The organism is Tistrella arctica (assembly GCF_039630945.1).
In the GTDB taxonomy this organism is placed as follows: domain Bacteria; phylum Pseudomonadota; class Alphaproteobacteria; order Tistrellales; family Tistrellaceae; genus Tistrella; species Tistrella bauzanensis.
The window spans coordinates 422,391-438,505 of sequence record NZ_JBBKTV010000002.1; the positions used below are offsets into that span (position 1 = coordinate 422,391).

General features: G+C 67.4%; 15 protein-coding genes. 5 read left to right on the forward strand and 10 right to left on the reverse strand.

The features are described from left to right. Window positions 1-155 precede the first annotated feature (155 nt). The 7 genes from WG924_RS05865 to WG924_RS05895 all read right to left on the reverse strand — a co-directional run bounded on the left by WG924_RS05865 (window position 156) and on the right by WG924_RS05895 (window position 6,963). Window positions 156-500, reverse strand: coding sequence for a YnfA family protein (locus WG924_RS05865; protein ID WP_345932076.1), 345 nt, complete (start codon window positions 498-500; stop codon window positions 156-158). Continuing rightward, on the reverse strand, window positions 497-1,555 hold the full coding sequence (locus WG924_RS05870; protein WP_345932077.1) for an AraC family transcriptional regulator: 1,059 nt from the start codon (window positions 1,553-1,555) through the stop codon (window positions 497-499). Before WG924_RS05870 ends, WG924_RS05865 begins: the two co-directional genes overlap by 4 nt. A 217-nt stretch (window positions 1,556-1,772) precedes the next feature. Next, on the reverse strand, window positions 1,773-2,531 hold the full coding sequence (fhuF, locus tag WG924_RS05875; protein ID WP_345932078.1) for a siderophore-iron reductase FhuF: 759 nt from the start codon (window positions 2,529-2,531) through the stop codon (window positions 1,773-1,775). 107 nt (window positions 2,532-2,638) lie between these two features. Next, a complete protein-coding gene (locus WG924_RS05880) occupies window positions 2,639-3,028 on the reverse strand; it encodes a DUF427 domain-containing protein (RefSeq protein WP_345932079.1) in 390 nt (129 codons plus the stop codon). A 155-nt stretch (window positions 3,029-3,183) separates the two neighbouring features. After that, window positions 3,184-4,620: an NAD-dependent succinate-semialdehyde dehydrogenase gene (locus WG924_RS05885; protein ID WP_345932080.1), complete on the reverse strand. Its 1,437-nt coding sequence runs from the start codon at window positions 4,618-4,620 to the stop codon at window positions 3,184-3,186. Between the two features lies 1 nt (window position 4,621). Next, window positions 4,622-6,136: a diguanylate cyclase gene (locus WG924_RS05890; protein WP_345932081.1), complete on the reverse strand. Its 1,515-nt coding sequence runs from the start codon at window positions 6,134-6,136 to the stop codon at window positions 4,622-4,624. A 137-nt stretch (window positions 6,137-6,273) separates the two neighbouring features. Continuing rightward, window positions 6,274-6,963, reverse strand: a complete 690-nt coding sequence (locus WG924_RS05895) for an FMN-dependent NADH-azoreductase (RefSeq protein ID WP_345932082.1) — start codon at window positions 6,961-6,963, stop codon at window positions 6,274-6,276. A gap of 154 nt (window positions 6,964-7,117) precedes the next feature. Between WG924_RS05895 and WG924_RS05900 the strand changes: the two genes are divergently transcribed. Next, the gene (locus WG924_RS05900; RefSeq protein WP_345932083.1) at window positions 7,118-8,026 is read left to right on the forward strand and encodes a LysR substrate-binding domain-containing protein; all 909 of its coding nucleotides are present in this window, start codon (window positions 7,118-7,120) and stop codon (window positions 8,024-8,026) included. A gap of 27 nt (window positions 8,027-8,053) precedes the next feature. Here the strand turns inward: WG924_RS05900 and WG924_RS05905 are convergent, their stop codons facing one another. Beyond that, complete coding sequence (locus WG924_RS05905) at window positions 8,054-8,269, reverse strand: hypothetical protein (RefSeq protein ID WP_345932084.1); 216 nt, start codon at window positions 8,267-8,269, stop codon at window positions 8,054-8,056. Window positions 8,270-8,566: 297 nt separating this feature from the next. Between WG924_RS05905 and WG924_RS05910 the strand changes: the two genes are divergently transcribed. Then, window positions 8,567-10,135 carry a B12-binding domain-containing radical SAM protein gene (locus WG924_RS05910; RefSeq protein ID WP_345932085.1) on the forward strand — a complete coding sequence of 523 codons (1,569 nt, stop codon included), beginning with the start codon at window positions 8,567-8,569 and terminating at the stop codon, window positions 10,133-10,135. Window positions 10,136-10,167: 32 nt separating this feature from the next. Here the strand turns inward: WG924_RS05910 and WG924_RS05915 are convergent, their stop codons facing one another. Next, window positions 10,168-12,174, reverse strand: a complete 2,007-nt coding sequence (locus tag WG924_RS05915) for an HAD-IIIC family phosphatase (RefSeq protein WP_345932086.1) — start codon at window positions 12,172-12,174, stop codon at window positions 10,168-10,170. Window positions 12,175-12,215: 41 nt separating this feature from the next. Between WG924_RS05915 and WG924_RS05920 the strand changes: the two genes are divergently transcribed. Beyond that, on the forward strand, window positions 12,216-13,187 hold the full coding sequence (locus WG924_RS05920) for a class I SAM-dependent methyltransferase (RefSeq protein ID WP_345932087.1): 972 nt from the start codon (window positions 12,216-12,218) through the stop codon (window positions 13,185-13,187). Between the two features lie 18 nt (window positions 13,188-13,205). On the opposite strand, the gene WG924_RS05925 is transcribed toward WG924_RS05920, so the two are convergent. Beyond that, entirely contained in the window at window positions 13,206-13,442 is a 237-nt protein-coding gene (locus WG924_RS05925; RefSeq protein WP_345932088.1) for an acyl carrier protein, read from the reverse strand. A 108-nt stretch (window positions 13,443-13,550) separates the two neighbouring features. Here WG924_RS05925 and WG924_RS05930 point away from each other — a divergent pair, with 108 nt between their 5' ends. Both WG924_RS05930 and WG924_RS05935 read left to right on the forward strand, forming a co-directional pair. Further along, window positions 13,551-15,020 carry an MBOAT family O-acyltransferase gene (locus WG924_RS05930; protein ID WP_345932089.1) on the forward strand — a complete coding sequence of 490 codons (1,470 nt, stop codon included), beginning with the start codon at window positions 13,551-13,553 and terminating at the stop codon, window positions 15,018-15,020. After that, the gene (locus WG924_RS05935) at window positions 15,007-16,023 is read left to right on the forward strand and encodes a hypothetical protein (RefSeq protein WP_345932090.1); all 1,017 of its coding nucleotides are present in this window, start codon (window positions 15,007-15,009) and stop codon (window positions 16,021-16,023) included. The genes WG924_RS05930 and WG924_RS05935 overlap by 14 nt, the downstream gene beginning before the upstream one ends. Window positions 16,024-16,115: the final 92 nt, after the last annotated feature.

Genomic DNA, 16,115 nt, shown 5'->3' on the forward strand with positions numbered 1-16,115 from the left:
TCCTTGTCGTGGCCGGGGATCAGCGCGTGCGATGCCGCGCGATATCGCTACGGAGCGCGACCGGGCGCCGTGGTTCCGATGCGACATGGGCGGCCGTCCTGCGGCAGAAGGCCGCGTGCGCCCAGGCGTCGTGCGCGCCCAGGCGTCGTGCGCGCTCAGGGGCCGCGCGGTGCGAACAGGATGATCGCCGCGCCTGCCAGACACATGGCACCGCCCGCCACATCCCAGCGGTCGGGGCGCGATCCTTCGGCCACCCACATCCAGATCAGCGACGACAGGATATAGATCCCGCCATAAGCGGCATAGGCGCGCCCGGCGAAAGCGGCGTCGACCCGGGTCAGCAGCCATGCGAAGGCGATCAGGCTGATCACGCCCGGCACCAGCCACAGGGCGCTGCGATCCAGCCGTGCCCCCCCGTCCAGCCGCGACCAGGCCCAGAAGGCGAAGCAGCCGGCGATTTCGGCGGCGGCGGCCAGGGCATAGATCAGGATGGCCTTCATGGTGCCACGATGCCGCCGTCGCGCCGATAGCGGCCGGGGCTGACCCCGGTCCATTTGCGGAAGGCGCGATGGAAGGATGACGGGTCGGCGAAACCGGCGGCGGCGGCGGCATCGGCGACGCTGGCCGCCGGGTCGCGCAGCACCTCTGTGGCGATATCCAGGCGCAGCGCGTCCTTGATGCTGCGATAGCTCTGGCCTTCCGCCGCCAGGCGGCGATGCAGGGTCGCCGTCGACACGCCGAAATCGGCCGCCAGCCGGTCGATATCCGGCCAGTCGTCGGGGTGGCGGTCGCGCAGCTGGTGGCGCACCCGCACCAGCCAGGCATCGGCGTTGCGATAGCGCACCAGAATATTGCCCGGCGCCTGTTTCAGAAACCGGGTCAGCGAGCGGCGCGACCGGTCGACCGGCATGTCGAGCAGGGCGGCCGCGAACACCAGCCGGCTGACCGGCTGGCCGAAGCGCAGATCATCGCAGAACAGCCGCCGGTAATCGTCGATATAGACCGGCGCCTTCGCCCGGATGTCGACGCGCTGAATGGCGATCCGCCGGCCGATCAGCCAGCAGGCGGCGCCATGCAGCATCAGCCAGATGGTGAAATCGGCGAAGGCGCGCGGCGGGCCGGCATCGGTGGGCTGTGCCGACTCCGTCGCGGCTGCCGTGGCCGACGGGCGCCGGCCGCGCATCACCAGCTCGGCCTGATCGCCATGGCGCAGCAGGCGCAGATCCACGCCGTCGAAGGCCAGCATCAGAAACCGGGTCATGATCCGGAAGGCGGCGGCCAGATCCGGCGCCTCGCGGGCGGCGGCGCACATGAAGCCGAAACTGCCGCGTTTCAGCCGCCTTGGGTTCATCGCGAAGAATTCATCATCCAGCAGCAGGGTCAGGCCACGCCACAGCATGGCATACTGATCGGTCGTCACGCGGGCGCCGGGCCGCGTCAACGCCACCGGATCGATGCCGGCGGCCCGCAGAACCGGTCCTGTGTCCAGCCGCCGCAGATGGGCGCCGGCCAGGGCCTCGGCGACCAGATAGGCCGAAATGCTGCCGGGCGGCACAGCGGCCGGCTTCCCGTCCGGGCCCCCGGTCTTCCGCCCGCCCGTCTCCCGCCCCTCCGTCTCCCGCCCCTCGGTCGCCCGTATCCTGGTCATGCGCCGCCATTCGTCTGCCCCGTTCAGGGCATAAACCGAACCGCGCGCGCCGTAAAGGTCATTGATCGATCCGTATCGCGAGATGCCGTCAGGCGACCGGAGCGGCAAAGGGCATCGCCGTCGCTCAGCCGCGGTTGCGTGGCGGCAGCGGGCAGGTCTCGCCGCAATCCGCCACGCCGGGCATCAGATAGCGCAGGCAGCAGACCTTGCGGGCATAGCTGGCGGTGGCGCCGCTGGATGGCCGCAACAGCATGTCGAACATCGGATTGGCGGCGCCGGAGGGCAAAGTGGGGGCCTCGATCAGCAGCCGGCGCGTTGCCTGTGCGATGCTGGCAATGTCGGCGGTGTCGTTGGCGGCGGTGTCGTTGACGGTAAGGGCCGCGGTTTCCATCGCCCAGATCAGCCGCACGGCCGCGTTGCACCACAGCAGCCTGGGTGCCAGCCGGGCGGTGCGGCTGACGGTGTCGACCAGCGGCGTCATATGGTTTTCGATCAACTCGACGATCACGCCCAGGGGATCGCGATCGGGCAGGGCGGCGCCCGGATCGTCCAGCCGCATCGCCACCGGCAGGCCGTTATCGCCGATCACCCAGCGCACGTCATCCAGCCCCACCGCCAGCCGCCGTCCGGCCAGCATGGCGCCGGCCACCACCGGCACGGCGATGATCGCGAAATAGAATTGCGACCACAGCGATGCCGCACCGCGCCGAGCCGCCGGTGCCGCAGCACTGCCGCCGGCGCGGCGGATCATCATCTCGCCCAGATCCTCGTCCGCGATCAGCGCCCGGGCGCTCACTGCCGGACGCGTGTCCTCCGGCCCCGCGACCATGCCGCGGAAGCGGTCGAACGGCCCGCTGAAGGCGGGGTCCAGGGCTGGATGCATCGGCCGTGATCCTTGGGCGGCGACAGAACATCCATATTGATATTGATAATCACTCGCAAGATCAACGGCAAAACCCGCCGCTGAACCGCGCGCCCTGCGATCATGGTTCAGTCCGTGGCATCATCCCGCAGGCTGATCGCGTCGACCCGGTCGGGATAGAACGCCAGATGATCCCTGATTGCTGCGACCGCGTCATGGGGCGCTTCATAGCTCCAGACCGCATTGGTTGCGGCGGTACCGCCCATGGGGATGCTGTAATAGGACGCCTCACCCTTGTAGGGGCACCAGGTGGTGTGGTCGGAGCGGCTGAGTGCCGCCATGTCGACATCGGCGCGCGGCACATACAGCACCGCCGGATAGCCGGCTTCCTGCAGCGACAACGCCTTGCGGCTGTCGGCGACCACCTGGCCTGCGATGGTGACGACCGCCCGGCCGGCGGCGGGTTCGATGGTGATCGGATGGTCGGGACCGGGCTGAAGAACGGTACGATCGGTCATGACGGCACGGCTTCCGGTTTAAGGGGGTGGCGTGATGCCCGCCAGAGAGCAGATCCCGATCAGGTGGAACCACCTGATCGGGTGAAGATGCTCGGCAGAACAATTTCCTCTGGCGGGCATCACGCCGGATCGCCGCCCCGCAGGGCAGGGCGGCCTTAGAACGCGGTGTTGTGGGCCACGAACTTGGTGTTCAGATAAGCCTCGATCGCCTCGCTGCCACCTTCCGATCCGTGACCACTTTCCTTGATGCCGCCGAACGGCACTTCCGGCAGCGCCAGCGCCCCCTGATTGATCGAAATCATGCCGCTTTCGATATCGGCCGACAGATTGGCGGCGGTGCGCGCCGAGCTGGTATAGGCATAGGCGGCCAGGCCATAGGGCAGGCGGTTGGCCTCGGCGATCAGCGCGTCGTAATCGCTGAAGGTTGCAACCGGCACCACCGGGCCGAAGGGTTCCTCGCTCATGATCCGGGCCGAGAGCGGCACCCCGGTCAGCACGGTGGGCTTGAAGAAATAGCCGGTATTGCCGATGCGCTCGCCGCCGGTGCGCAGCGTGGCGCCATTGGCCAGCGCGTCGGCGACCAGCGCCTCCATGGCGTCGACCCGGCGGCTGTTGGCCAGGGGGCCCATCTGCACGCCGTCGTCCAGGCCGTTGCCGACCTGGAGTGCGGCGGCGGCCTGGGTGAAATCGTCGACGAAACGGTCGGCCACCGCCTCGTGGACCAGGAAGCGGGTCGGCGACACGCAGACCTGACCGGCATTGCGGAATTTCTGCGCGGCCAGCGCTTTGGCGACGCGGCCGGCATCGACGTCGTCGAACACGATCGCCGGGGCATGACCGCCCAGCTCCATGGTGGCCAGCTTCATATGCTGGCCGGCCAGCGCCGCCAACTGCTTGCCGACCGCGGTCGAGCCGGTGAACGAAATCTTGCGGATCACCGGATGCGGGATCAGATAGGCCGAAATCTCGGCCGGCACGCCATAGACCAGATTGACCACGCCGGCGGGCAGGCCGGCATCGACATAGGCGCGGACCAGTTCGGCGCAACTGGCCGGGGTTTCTTCCGGGCCCTTGACGATGATGGTGCAGCCGGCGGCCAGCGCCGCCGAAACCTTGCGCACCACCTGATTGATCGGGAAATTCCACGGCGTGAAGGCGGCGACCGGCCCCACCGGCTCCCGCGTCACCAATTGCTGGGTGCCGGCGAAACGGGGCGGCACGATCCGGCCATAGGCGCGGCGGGCTTCCTCGGCGAACCATTCGATGATGTCGGCGGCGGCCATGGTTTCGGCCCGGGCCTCGGCCAGGGGCTTGCCCTGTTCCAGGGTCATGATCCGGGCGATGTTGTCGGCGCGCTCACGCAGCAGGCCGGCCGCCTTGCGCATCAGCTTCGACCGGTCATAGGCCGGAACCTTGCGCCAGGTCTTGAACGCGCGGTCGGCGGCCTCCAGCGCCCGGTCCAGATCGGCGGTGGTCGCATGGGCGACGCGGCCGATCTCCGCGGCCGTCGCCGGGTTCAGAACCGCTTCGTCAAAGCCGGTGCTGCCGGCGGTCCAGGCGCCGTCGATGTGGAGGCTCGTATTCGGGTACATGTCAGGTCGCTCCTTGGGCGGGGACTGGTCCGGGGGATCGCGCGGCGCTGCCGGTGGTGGCCGGTGCCGGTTCAGGACAGGTGAGACTGGTTGGGGCCGAGACGACCCGGTCGCGGCCACCATGCTTGGCATCATACATCGCCCGGTCGGCGGCATCGATCAGCCGGCCGTAATCGGGATGGCCATCGAACACCGCAATCCCGATCGACGCGGTGATGACGATATGGGCGCCGCTGGCAAGGGTGATGTCGGTCGCGGCGATGGCCGCGCGCAGGCGCTCGGCCATCTCGCGCGCGGCGGCATCATCGGTCTCGACCGCTACGACCAGAAATTCCTCGCCGCCATAGCGGAACACGATGTCGCTGCCACGGCATGTGCCCAATATCGTCTCGGCCGCGCGGCGCAGGGCGGCGTCGCCGGCGCTGTGGCCATGGGCGTCGTTGATCGCCTTGAAATGATCCAGATCGATCATGATCAGCGCGAAGGGGCGCTTGCGGCGCAGCGCCAGGGCGATCTCACGGTTCAGGATCGCGGGCAGGAAGCGCCGGTTCAGGGTGCGGGTCAGGGCGTCGCGGCCGGCCTCGATGCCGATCAGCCCCTCGAATGCCTGTTTCAGCACGAAGCGGATCTCGCCCACCGCGCCTTGTAGGGCGCCGAGTCCGGCGGCGATATCGCCGCCGGTGGCGCGCGCGCCATCGATGTCCGGCAGAACGCGGCCGTCGATGGCCTGCATCAGCCGGGCCACCTGGTCCAGAACCGGCAGGCCCTCGAACATGATGCTGCCGCGATGATGGAACCACAGGCCGAATTCCGACCGGCCGATCGCGGGCAGGGTCGTGCCGGTCGCGGCACCGGCGACATGGGCGCCGCCGGCCAGCGCCAGAAGCACGGTCTGGTTCCATTCCAGCAGGGCGGCGCGCTGGCTCTCCCGCTCAAGGGTCAGATCCTGGCTCAGAAAGAACAGCCGATAGGCTTCCTCGTTGCGGGTCTCGCGCTTCAGGTCCGATACGAAGGCGGTGTTCATCAGCTCGATGGCGATATCCATCACCGTCTCGATATGGATCAGCGCCTGAACCAGCCGGTCGCGATCGTCCAGCGACGCCGCCAGCCGGCCCGCCAGCCCGGCCTTGATCAGCCGCGCGCCGCGCCCGACCAGATGGATCGGCACGCGGACCCGGGCATGGACCTCGCCGATATGGCGCTGGCCCGCGGCCATGGTGTCGAAATCGGGCAGGGGGGCGTTGGCGAACAGACGGCACAGCCAGCCGGCCAGAGAGGCACGCAACCGCGTGCGGACCAGATCATGCGACAACAGCGGTGCCGCCTCCGGATCGGCCAGCAGCACGCGATAGAAATCACCAGCCAGATCGTCGGCCGCATCCGCCACCAACTCCGCCAGATGAAGGCGCAAATCGTCGTCGAGTGCCGCCTGCGCCCGCCTCCAGTCGCGGCCGGCGGCGGCCGACGGTCCGTCGCGGTCGCCGGCCGGGGTGCCGGTCACGCCAGGTGTGGGCATCTCAGGTATGGGATCGTCCATTTGGGCGCGGACCGCCTCCTCAACGCCATCGGTCGCGGGCCGTCTGGCTCCGGACCGGCGCATGATGGGACGGGACAGCGCCGACGGCAAGCCCTGGCTGGGTCTGGTCGGCAGGCTCAGGGCGTATCATTGGCCATACGGTCGGCCAGGGCGTCGATCGCCGCCTCGGCGCGGGTGAGCGACGCGCGCAGCCGGTCGTCGCCGAACTCGTCATACTCCACCGCCACACCGGCGGTATCGGTCAGGCCGATATAGCCGAGCGGCGCCGCCAGCCCGCCCTCGACATGGTTCAGATGGGCGATGCGGCCGCCGGGGTCATAGCCGAAATCCCCGCGCGCGCTGACGATCACCAACCGCTTGCCGGGGGGCAGCATCGGCCAATAGGGCTCAGCGCCCCGGCCGCGATCGAAGCCGAAGGTGACGCCGACCCGCACGATATTGTCGATCCAGGCCTTCAGCGGCGCGGGCAGGCCGAAATTATACATCGGCGCGCCGATCACCAGAACATCGGCGGCGAGCAGTTCGGCGACCAGCCGGTCGCTTTCGGCCAGCGCGTCGCGCATCGCGGCGGTGCGGGTGGCAGGTGGCGTGAAGGCGGCGGCCACCCAGGCGCCATCCACCGGCCGGGGCGGTTCTGCCGCGACATCGCGGTAGAGCAGGGTGTCCTTGGCCCGGCTGGCCTGCCAGCGGGCGGCGAAACGCGCGGTCAGCCGGCGGGTGTGGGAGCCATGCCGGTCGATACCCGACGGGTCGGCGTTGGGGCGACCGGCGCGGGCACTGGCATCGATCTGAAGCAGGGTAGCCATGACAGGGGGCCTTTCCGTGAGGGTGATGGCCGCGCATGGATGTGACAGGATCAGTCGTCCTGATGCGGCGTCGGCTTCACGGGCAAGGAATAGGCTGATAAAACGGTCTCGACAAAATCGGATCCCTCACCAGACAGATGATGTGCATTCAGCCATGGATAGCCGCCCCCCGCCGCCGCGCAGATTGCCGCCGTTGGGCGCCCTGCGCGCCTTCGAGGCCGCGGCCCGCCGGCTGAGCTTCCAGAAGGCCGCCGACGAACTGGCGGTCACGCCCACGGCGATCAGCCATCAGATCCGCCTGCTGGAAGACAGCCTGGGCGTGGCGCTGTTCACCCGCCATGTCCGGCGGGTGTCGCTGACCGCCGCCGGGCTGGCGCTGTTTCCGGCGGTGCGCGACGGGCTGGACGGCATGGCGGTTGCCGTCGCCGCGCTGCGGCCGCCGCCGGTGACACATCCGGTGCTGACCCTGTCGGCGACCACCCTGTTCACCGGCCGGCGGCTGATCCCGGCGCTGGCCCGTTTCCGCGCGCGCCATCCCGATATCGACCTGCGGCTGCAGGCGACCGAGGCGATCGCCGATCTTGAGACCGGTGCTGCCGATGCGGCGGTGCGCTATGGCACCGGCCCGTTTCCAGGCCTGATGTCACATCACTTATGCGATGACGCCTTTGGTGTGCTGGCAAGCCCAAGGCTGGGGCTGCGATGCCCGCGCGATCTGGCCAATGTCACGCTGTTGCATGTCGACTGGCATCACCGGAGCGCCGATGCCCCCGGCTGGCCGCATTGGCGGCGGCTGGCGGGGGCAGCCTGGCTCGACGCCGGCCGGGGGCTGCGCTTCACCGATGACAGCCATGCCCTGCAACTGGCCATCGCCGGCGAGGGCGCGGTGATCGGCAGCCTGATTCTGCTGCGCGACGAACTGGCCAGCGGTGTGCTGGTCCAGCCCTTCGGCCCGCTGATCCCCGGCGCCGGCTATCATCTGGTGGCGACTGCGGCGCGCATGGCGTCGTCAGAGGTTCAGGCGCTGCGTGACTGGCTGATCGCCGATTGCGCCGGCGCGTGACCCAGGATGGAGGCCGCGTCGGCCGTGTCAGACATGGCCGTCGACGATGCCCGCCACGCGCATCAGATGATGCAGCCGGCCGGCGATGCCTGACGCGGTCTCCACCGGCACACCGACCATATGGCGGTATTCCCAGGGGTGGATCACCGTCAGCGATTCCTGAAGGCAGGCGTGGATCACACACAGTTCCTGCTCGGACAATGCCAGGGTGAGCGTGCCTTCAGTGGCGCGGGACAACTCCATGGCGGGCCTCCCTATTTTGGCGCGGGCGGCCCGATATGACAGCCGCATCACCAGCCTAGCACCACCAGTGCCGCTGTCCACGGCACCCGATCCCGCGATGGCGCCAAATCGGCATCCGCTTCGATTTGTCACGGCCCGGACCGTGGCTCGTGGCCGACGCCATTGACGAAACAGGTTTCGTGCAGGCCTCCTGCCGCAAAATCCCTATCGGTATCCGGCCATACAGCCTACGCTTAGCCAAAATACAGTAAGCCGGTTTTGCCGGCGTGGGGCGCACCGTAAAGGGAATTGCATACCATGATCCGTCGTATTCTCCTCGTTGCAGCCGATGCGTCGGAAGAGTCGTTTCAGGCCAGTCGCTGGGGCAGCCACCCCCTGGGCCTGATGTATATCGCCGCGGCGGCGCGCGAGGCATTCCCCGACACCGAAATCCGGATCTTTCAGACACTCACCAGCCGCGATTACGAAACCGCCCTGCCGCGTGTCCTGCGTGAGTTCGAGCCGGATCTGATCGGCTTGCGCGCGCTGTCCTTCTTTCGGGACCAGTTCTCGGCGCTCAGCCGGATCATCCGGCAGACGCTGCCCGGCCGGCCGATCATTGGCGGTGGCCCGCATGTGTCGTCGGCCTATGACCAATTGCTTGAGGCGGGCGAGATCGACCTCGCGGTGATCGGTGAGGGCGAGGAGACGTTTTCGGCGCTGCTCACCATCCTGAACCGCGGCGAGCCGATGCCGGTCGATCTGGTCGGCACCGCGGCCCTGGTCGACGGCAAGGCGCTGCGGAACGAGAAGCGGGTCCGGATCAGGGATCTGGATGCGGTGCCCCTGCCGGCCTATGACCTGATTGATCTTGAACAGTATCGCGGGATCAGCAACGCGGCCCATGTGCCGCCGTCGCATTGCGGCTATATCGAGACGTCGCGCGGCTGCCCGTATCGCTGTTTCTATTGCCATATCGCGGCGGAGAAGGCGACGCATCAGCGCTCACCCGCATCGGTGGTCCACGAGATGCGCAAGCGCCGCGACGACCACGGCATCACGTCGTTCATGTTCGTCGACGACATCTTCAACTTCCCGCAGCCCCGCGCCAAGGCGGTGCTGCGCAAGATCGCGGCGGAACTGCCGGGCATGCGGCTGCATTTCCCGATCGGCCTGCGCGCCGATCAGATGGACGAGGAGATGCTGGATCTGTTCGAGGCCGCCGGCACGGTGATGATGTCGCTGGCCGTTGAGACGGTCACGCCCAGGCTGCAACGCTTCATCGGCAAGAATCTGAAGATCGACCGCGCACAGAAGATGATCGATGCCGCATCCAGGCGTTTCATCTGCACGACGTTCTTTATGGCCGGGTTCCCCTCCGAGACGAAGGAAGAGATGCGGGCGACGATCGATTATGCCGCATCCTTCGACCATCTGTGCGATCCGACATTGAATATTGTGCGTGTGTTCCGCGATACCTTGCTGTGGACGCATCTGGACCCCACGCCGGAACAGGCGCGGCGTCTGGATGGACAAACCAGCATGCGCACCACGCCGCGCATGTTCACCACGGATCCGTTCGTGTTCTATGGCGATATCTTCGATCGGGACAAGGTTCCCCTGACGTCCGACGATATCGCCGAGCTGCGGATTGAATGGTTGCAGAAGGTTCAGTTCAATCCGCAGCGGATCGTCAACAGTTACGAGATGATGCGACGCTTCCTTGATGAGGAGGATGTGGCGCGCACCTATCAGTCATGGCTGAATGACGAGCGGTTCACCATGCGCAAGATGCAGCGTATGCTTGAATTCGGGCGCGCGCAGATCAACAGGAACCCGCCCGCGATCCGTCAGCCGGCGCCGACGCGGTTGAAGATGACCGCGTGACGGCGATCCGGCCGCCGGTCACGCACTGCCAGTCACACATTGATCGTGATCGGCAGATCGGGCGGCACCACATGATCCGCCACCCGCAATTGCCAGACGGTGGCCTCAGGTGGCAGGGCCGGGGCGCCGGCCGTGAGGGGCCATGCGTCATGCGGCGCGGCTGTGAAACCCAGCGCCGCATAGTGGCCGGCGACCATGGCGTTGCGACCCGACGGCAGATACAGGCCGGTGAGCGTGGCGATGCCTTTGGCACGCGCGACGTCCACGAGCTTTGCCAGCACCGCCGCCTCGACCCGACGGTTCAGCACCCGGCAGCTCATCAGCCAGGTATCGATCGCCCAGCTCAGCGTGGCGCCTTCGCCGGTTGCGGCGCGGCAGATCACGACCGAGATGATGCCGGCATCGCCAAAGGTGTCGCGCAGGCGAATGCAGAACGCGGTCGTATCCCCGGCCGCCTCCATCGCTGAGAGTGCCGCCGCGTCGTGGCGCCTCGTGGTCAGATTGAACTGGTTCGACCGGCTGATGAGCTGGGCCGCGCGTCCACGTGACGCGGCGTCGACAGGCGCCATGTCGATCCGCGTGTCCAGCGCGCGCAGATAGTCTTGAAAACCGCCGAGCCTGACATGGCCGGCGCCGATATGCCGGGATTGGGCCTGCCGGGATTGGGCAAGGCGGGTATAGTGCCCGGCGCGGCCGTAATCCTCGTCCGACACGGCGGTCGTCTCGAAATAGCCGGCGGCGAGCAGGCGGTCGGGCACACCGGCCGGGTCGTCGGGCAGCTCGGGCACGGCGACCTGGGGCAGGGCCTCGCGCACCTGCCGACGCTCCGCCGGGTTGTCGTCGAGCAGGACAAGGGCATCGACGCCCCATCCCAGGCGGGCCGCGATGTCCTCGATCTGCGTGGCCTTGTCGCGCCAGTCGGCGACGAAGACAGCGATGTCGCTCTCGCGCAGCAGCATGTCGGGATGGTCGCGAAACATCCCGCGGGCGACATGTTCGTCATTCTTGCTCGACACGGCCAGCACCACGCCGCGCCGGCGCAGGTCCAGCGCCATCCGCTGCACCGACAGGAACGCCTCGCCCACGGGGTCGCCCTGACCGAGCACGACTGCCTCCGGCCCGTCATCGCCGATCACACCGCTCCACAGCGTATCGTCGAGGTCAAGAACCAGGCACCGCCGGGCAAGGCCGGCGCGCGCGGCGGCGATCCGCGCGACATGATCGGCATAGAGCGGCAGCATCGTGGTTGAGATGGCGCTTTTCGACCAGTGCCATTCGCGCGGATCGTGCCAGTTGGCGGTGCCCACCGTCTCGGCCAGAGCCGCGAGGTCGAACAGGATGGCATTGTTGGCCTCCGCCCAGTCGACGAGCCACTGGTTGACCTGATCGATGCGCCGGCGCGCCGACACTGCCATGCGCCGGTCGAAATGGCCAAAGAGCCCTGCTGGCATCTGTGGCAGTGTCTGGACCATGATCGTGGCGCCGGTTGTGGCGGCGGCGCGATCATGCAGCATCTCCAGATGCGCCAGAACCCGGTCAAGCGCATGGTCGGATGTGTCGGGGGCGCCATCGCCGGGCCAGTGGGGCAGCCGCCGCCGGTCCAGTGACAGCAGGACCAGTTCCGGGTCGGCACGGAAGAAAGCGGCCGCCGGGTCGTTCAGTGTCGCCGGTATCTGGTCGTCCGGCGCGGGCGTCACCCTGATGTCGAGGCCATGACGCAGACCCGCGACCCGGATCGCATCGGGCAGGAACGCGCTGGTGGTGTCGGACAGGATGCCAAGCCGCAGCGCGCGGAAGACGGGCGCTGGATCATCATCGCCGATCAAGCGCTCGGCCAGGCGGGCCACCGGCGCCATCTGGGGCAGGGACAGGCGGTGGGTGGCGAGCCGGCGGAGCGCGAGAAGCCCTTCCACCCGCGAATGGCCTTCCGCCCGTGAATGGCCTGCGCCCCGCGAATGGCCGGCTGCGTCGACCAATGCCAGTTCCGGCCGCAGGCGACCGGGCAGGGCGGGAAGCCATGGCAGGATGTCGAGGGTCATCCTCCGTCCTTCTGTGTCGAGGGCCGGTACTCTATGATCGGGTGACGCAGCACCGGACCGACTGGACCCTGATCGCGATGAACCTTGCTCAGCTTGCCACCATCTCGCCTGCCCTCGCGGAACTCGTTGATGCCGTGCTGGTGGCCTGGCCCGGGCATGAGGGGTTCCTGCATCGGCGCTTTCGTGGGGAAACGCCAGAGCGGATCGTTGCGCTGGACCCGGTCGCGGTGGCGATCCGCGCGATGTGTGGCGCGTCGCTGGCAAGCTTTGCCGACGGTTATCGCCGGATGTGCGGCATGATCAATGATGAGGAGCTTCATTTTCGCCGGACAGGTGGATATCGGTTGCGGCGTTTCGCCGAGGTCGAGGCGCTTATCTATGCGGATCCTGAGGAGATGCGCCCGTATCTGGACGGCATTCTGTTGTCGCAGGTGCTGTGGCGCAATCATGCCGATGCGATCGTGCTGTACCACACGGTCTTCCTGGCGGGGAGCCGGCCTGGCTGTCGCCACCTGGAGATCGGACCCGGGCACGGGCTGCTGCTGGCGTTGGCGGCGGCCGATCCGGCGTGCGGCGTCATCTCCGGCTGGGATGTCAGCCCGACCAGCCTTGCCCGCAGCGCCCAGGCGCTTGACTGTCTGGGCCTGACAAAACCGGTGGCGCTTGTGGCCGTGGATATCGGCAACCCGGACGCGCGGCCGGATGCGGGCTTCGACAACATCGTGCTGAGCGAGGTTCTGGAGCATCTGGAACGGCCCGATCTGGCGCTGGAGACCATCCACGATCTTCTGGCGCCGGGGGGGCGTGTGTTCCTGAATGTGCCGGTCAACAGCCCGGCGCCGGATCATATCTATCTGTTCGAGACCCCCGAGGCGGTGGTCGAGATGACCGCCGCCTCGGGCCTCGACGTCACCCGTGTGGATCTTCTGCCCGCGACCGGTGTGACCCTCGATCGGGCGCGGCGGATCAAGGCGACGATCTCGACCGTGATCATCGCGACCCGCCCGGGCTGACGATCGCGGTGATCGGTGTCATCCGCCGGTCTTGGCGTCGATCGTGGCCATGAGATCGCCGATATTGCGCATGTCGGCGATTTCCTTTGTGGTGAATTTTATCGTGTACTCATCCTCGATCGCCACGATGAAGCGGATGTGATTGAGGCTGTCCCATTCATCAACATCCGCCGCGGAAAGTTCCGGCGTGACGGCGAGGTCTTCGACGTCGAGCGTTTCTTCAAGGATTTCCTTGATGCGTGCAAGGCGGGACATGATGTCGACGTCTCCAATCTGGACGGGTGTCGGCGGGCATGATAAGGCTCCCGACCTGGCCCGGCAACAATACAAGCCGGGCTGTGCGAGCGGTCAGGATGAGGGCCTATGTTTTTCTTCCAGCCTGTCTTCCTGGCTCTGGCCGCCCTGTTCACAGGGCTTGCCGCCATTCCGATGCGGCCCGGCCACTTCAAGCTGATATTGGCGGCCACCAGCCTCGTTTTTCTGGCTCTGTCGCTCGATCCCGCGCGGTTATGGCTTCTGGCCGGCTTCGTCGCGACCGGCTTTGTGGCGACCCGGGCGGCACGACGGTTCGGCTGGTATGCGGCGGTGCCGGGCCTGATCGTGCTGCTGGCGGAATTCGTGGCGGTCCATGCCGGCGGCGTTCTGCTGATCGATCCCGACCTGATCGGTATCGTCGGCATTCTGGGGCTGGCCTATGTGCTGTCGCGGATGATCCATATCCTCATCGACGTGACGGTGGACCCGAAGGGCATGCCACGGGTGACGGTTGTCGACTATCTGAACGTCAACCTGTCATTCCTGACCTTCCTGTCGGGGCCGCTGCAACGCTTTCCAGACCATCTCGACGCCATTGAACGGCGCGCGCCGGCCCAGGGTGCCGCGCGTGTCGCCGCCCTGGGGCGGATCGCCGCCGGATATGCCAGGATCCTGATCGCGCTGCCGCTGATCGATCTGGCGCGGGACTGGCTGATGAGACAGGCGGCCGACGGCAATGTCGCGGGCGTCGACCTGATGGCGATTGCCGGCGCGGCCGTGGGAAGCGACGGCCCGGCACTGGTGACGATGACATTCCAGGTGTTGGCCGCGACCCTGTTCCCGATCCGTCTCTATCTGAATTTCGCGGCCTATATGGATATCGTGATCGGCCTGGGCCGGCTCGCGGGGCTGTCGCTGCCCGAAAACTTCCGCCATCCCTTCCGGGCCAATGCGCTGCTCGATTACTGGTCGCGCTGGCACATCACGATGTCGGACTGGTACAGGGATTATATCTTCACGCCCGTCGTCACGGCGTTGTGCCGGCGCTGGCCGTCGGCCCGCGCCATGGAGGTTCATGCCATGATCGGCCTGCTGGTCACCTTCGTGGTGGTCGGATTGTGGCACGACGTCAGCCTGGACTTCGTGGCGATCGGGTTGTTGATCGGCGCCGGCATGATCTGGAACCGCGCCTGGCGCTGGGGCCTGAGGTCGGCGCTGGGCTCCGGGGCCTGGAAGCGGCTGAAGGGGCGGGCCTGGTATCGGGCGGGTTCGGCCATCGCGTGCTATCTGTTCCTGACCAGCTTCGTTGCCGTCTATATGTGGCTCTATGGCGATGCGCCGCCGCCGACGCTGGCCCCGCGCCCGGTGTTTCTGCTGGTTCTGGTGCCCGTGGTGCCGGCGATCTTTCTGGGCGGTATCGTCTGGCGGTATCTGTCGGTTCGGGTTGAGGGATGGGCGGCGCGGATCGATGCTGACTGGCGGTCGTGTCTGGGGCTTGCCGCGGCGATCTGCGTGTTGCTTCTGATCGCATCGATGCGCGTGGAGCCGATCCCGGAGTTCACCTATGCGCGCTTCTAAGCCGCCGCGCCGGCCTGTCCGGCATCCGGTGATGGTGGTTGCCCTCGCGACGGGCATGTTCTGGCTGATGCTGGCCGTGGCCGGCGGCATGATCCGCGCGCTGCCCGTCGACACCTCGGCCGACCGCTTTCTCGATACCCGCGCCCATGTGGCCCGGTCGCTCTACTGGCTGTGCACCGATGTTGGCCGCCGGGACCAGATGATCGTACTGGGCGCGTCGGGGGCCTCGGCCTACAAGCCGGCGGACAGGGCCGCTCTGGCGCCGACGGTCGACCAGCATCTCATTCACCTGCCCGGAACACGGGCCTCCGAGCTTGCCATCGTCGTCGATCTGCTGGCGAACTGCCTTGCGCCGGAACGGGCGGCGCGGACCCGGCTGGCGGTCGCCAGTCTTTACGCCGTGTATCTTCCACCCTTCAAGCCGACCGATCTTCTAACCCTGCCGCGCCATCTGGCGGCGACCGGTGCTTTCGTCGAGGGCGCGGAGGGTTGGCAACTCGCGCCCCGCTACGCCGATCCGTCGACAGGCGGCGTGATGCGGTTTCTGATGCGGCCGGTCATGGCGGGTCGTCTGCTTCTTGGCAATCTCGATCGATATGTCACGCGCCGGCAGATGGGCGCGGTTGAGCAACAGATCGACAGGGCGGCGGCGCGCGCCACATTGATCCGACAGGTGGCGGCGGATTCCGGCAATCCGGAGGCGGACCCTGAGGCCGCCTTCACGCAACTGGCGCAGGCGCTGGAACGGTGGCGGTCACGGGGCGGACAGGTCGTTCTGGTCCAGTCACCGGTGGCCGGCGAGGTCTTGCGCGCCGTGCCGGCGATGGCCATGTGGCCGCGATCCGAGCGGGCTCTTGCCGCCAGACATGGCGTGGCGGCGATCGATCTTGTCCACAGCGCCGACGACGACGAGTTCCGCGACGGCTTTCATGCGCGCGACAGTGCCGCAATGTTGTGGACAGAACGCCTGATGCGTTTGCTGGACCAGAAGCCGGATCAATGATCGATGGCCGGCCGGCAGTTTCCGTGCACCGGCATGCAAATGCGTGCTCAACATTCCACGCCGAACCTGATAAAATTCGTCCAAGCGTAATA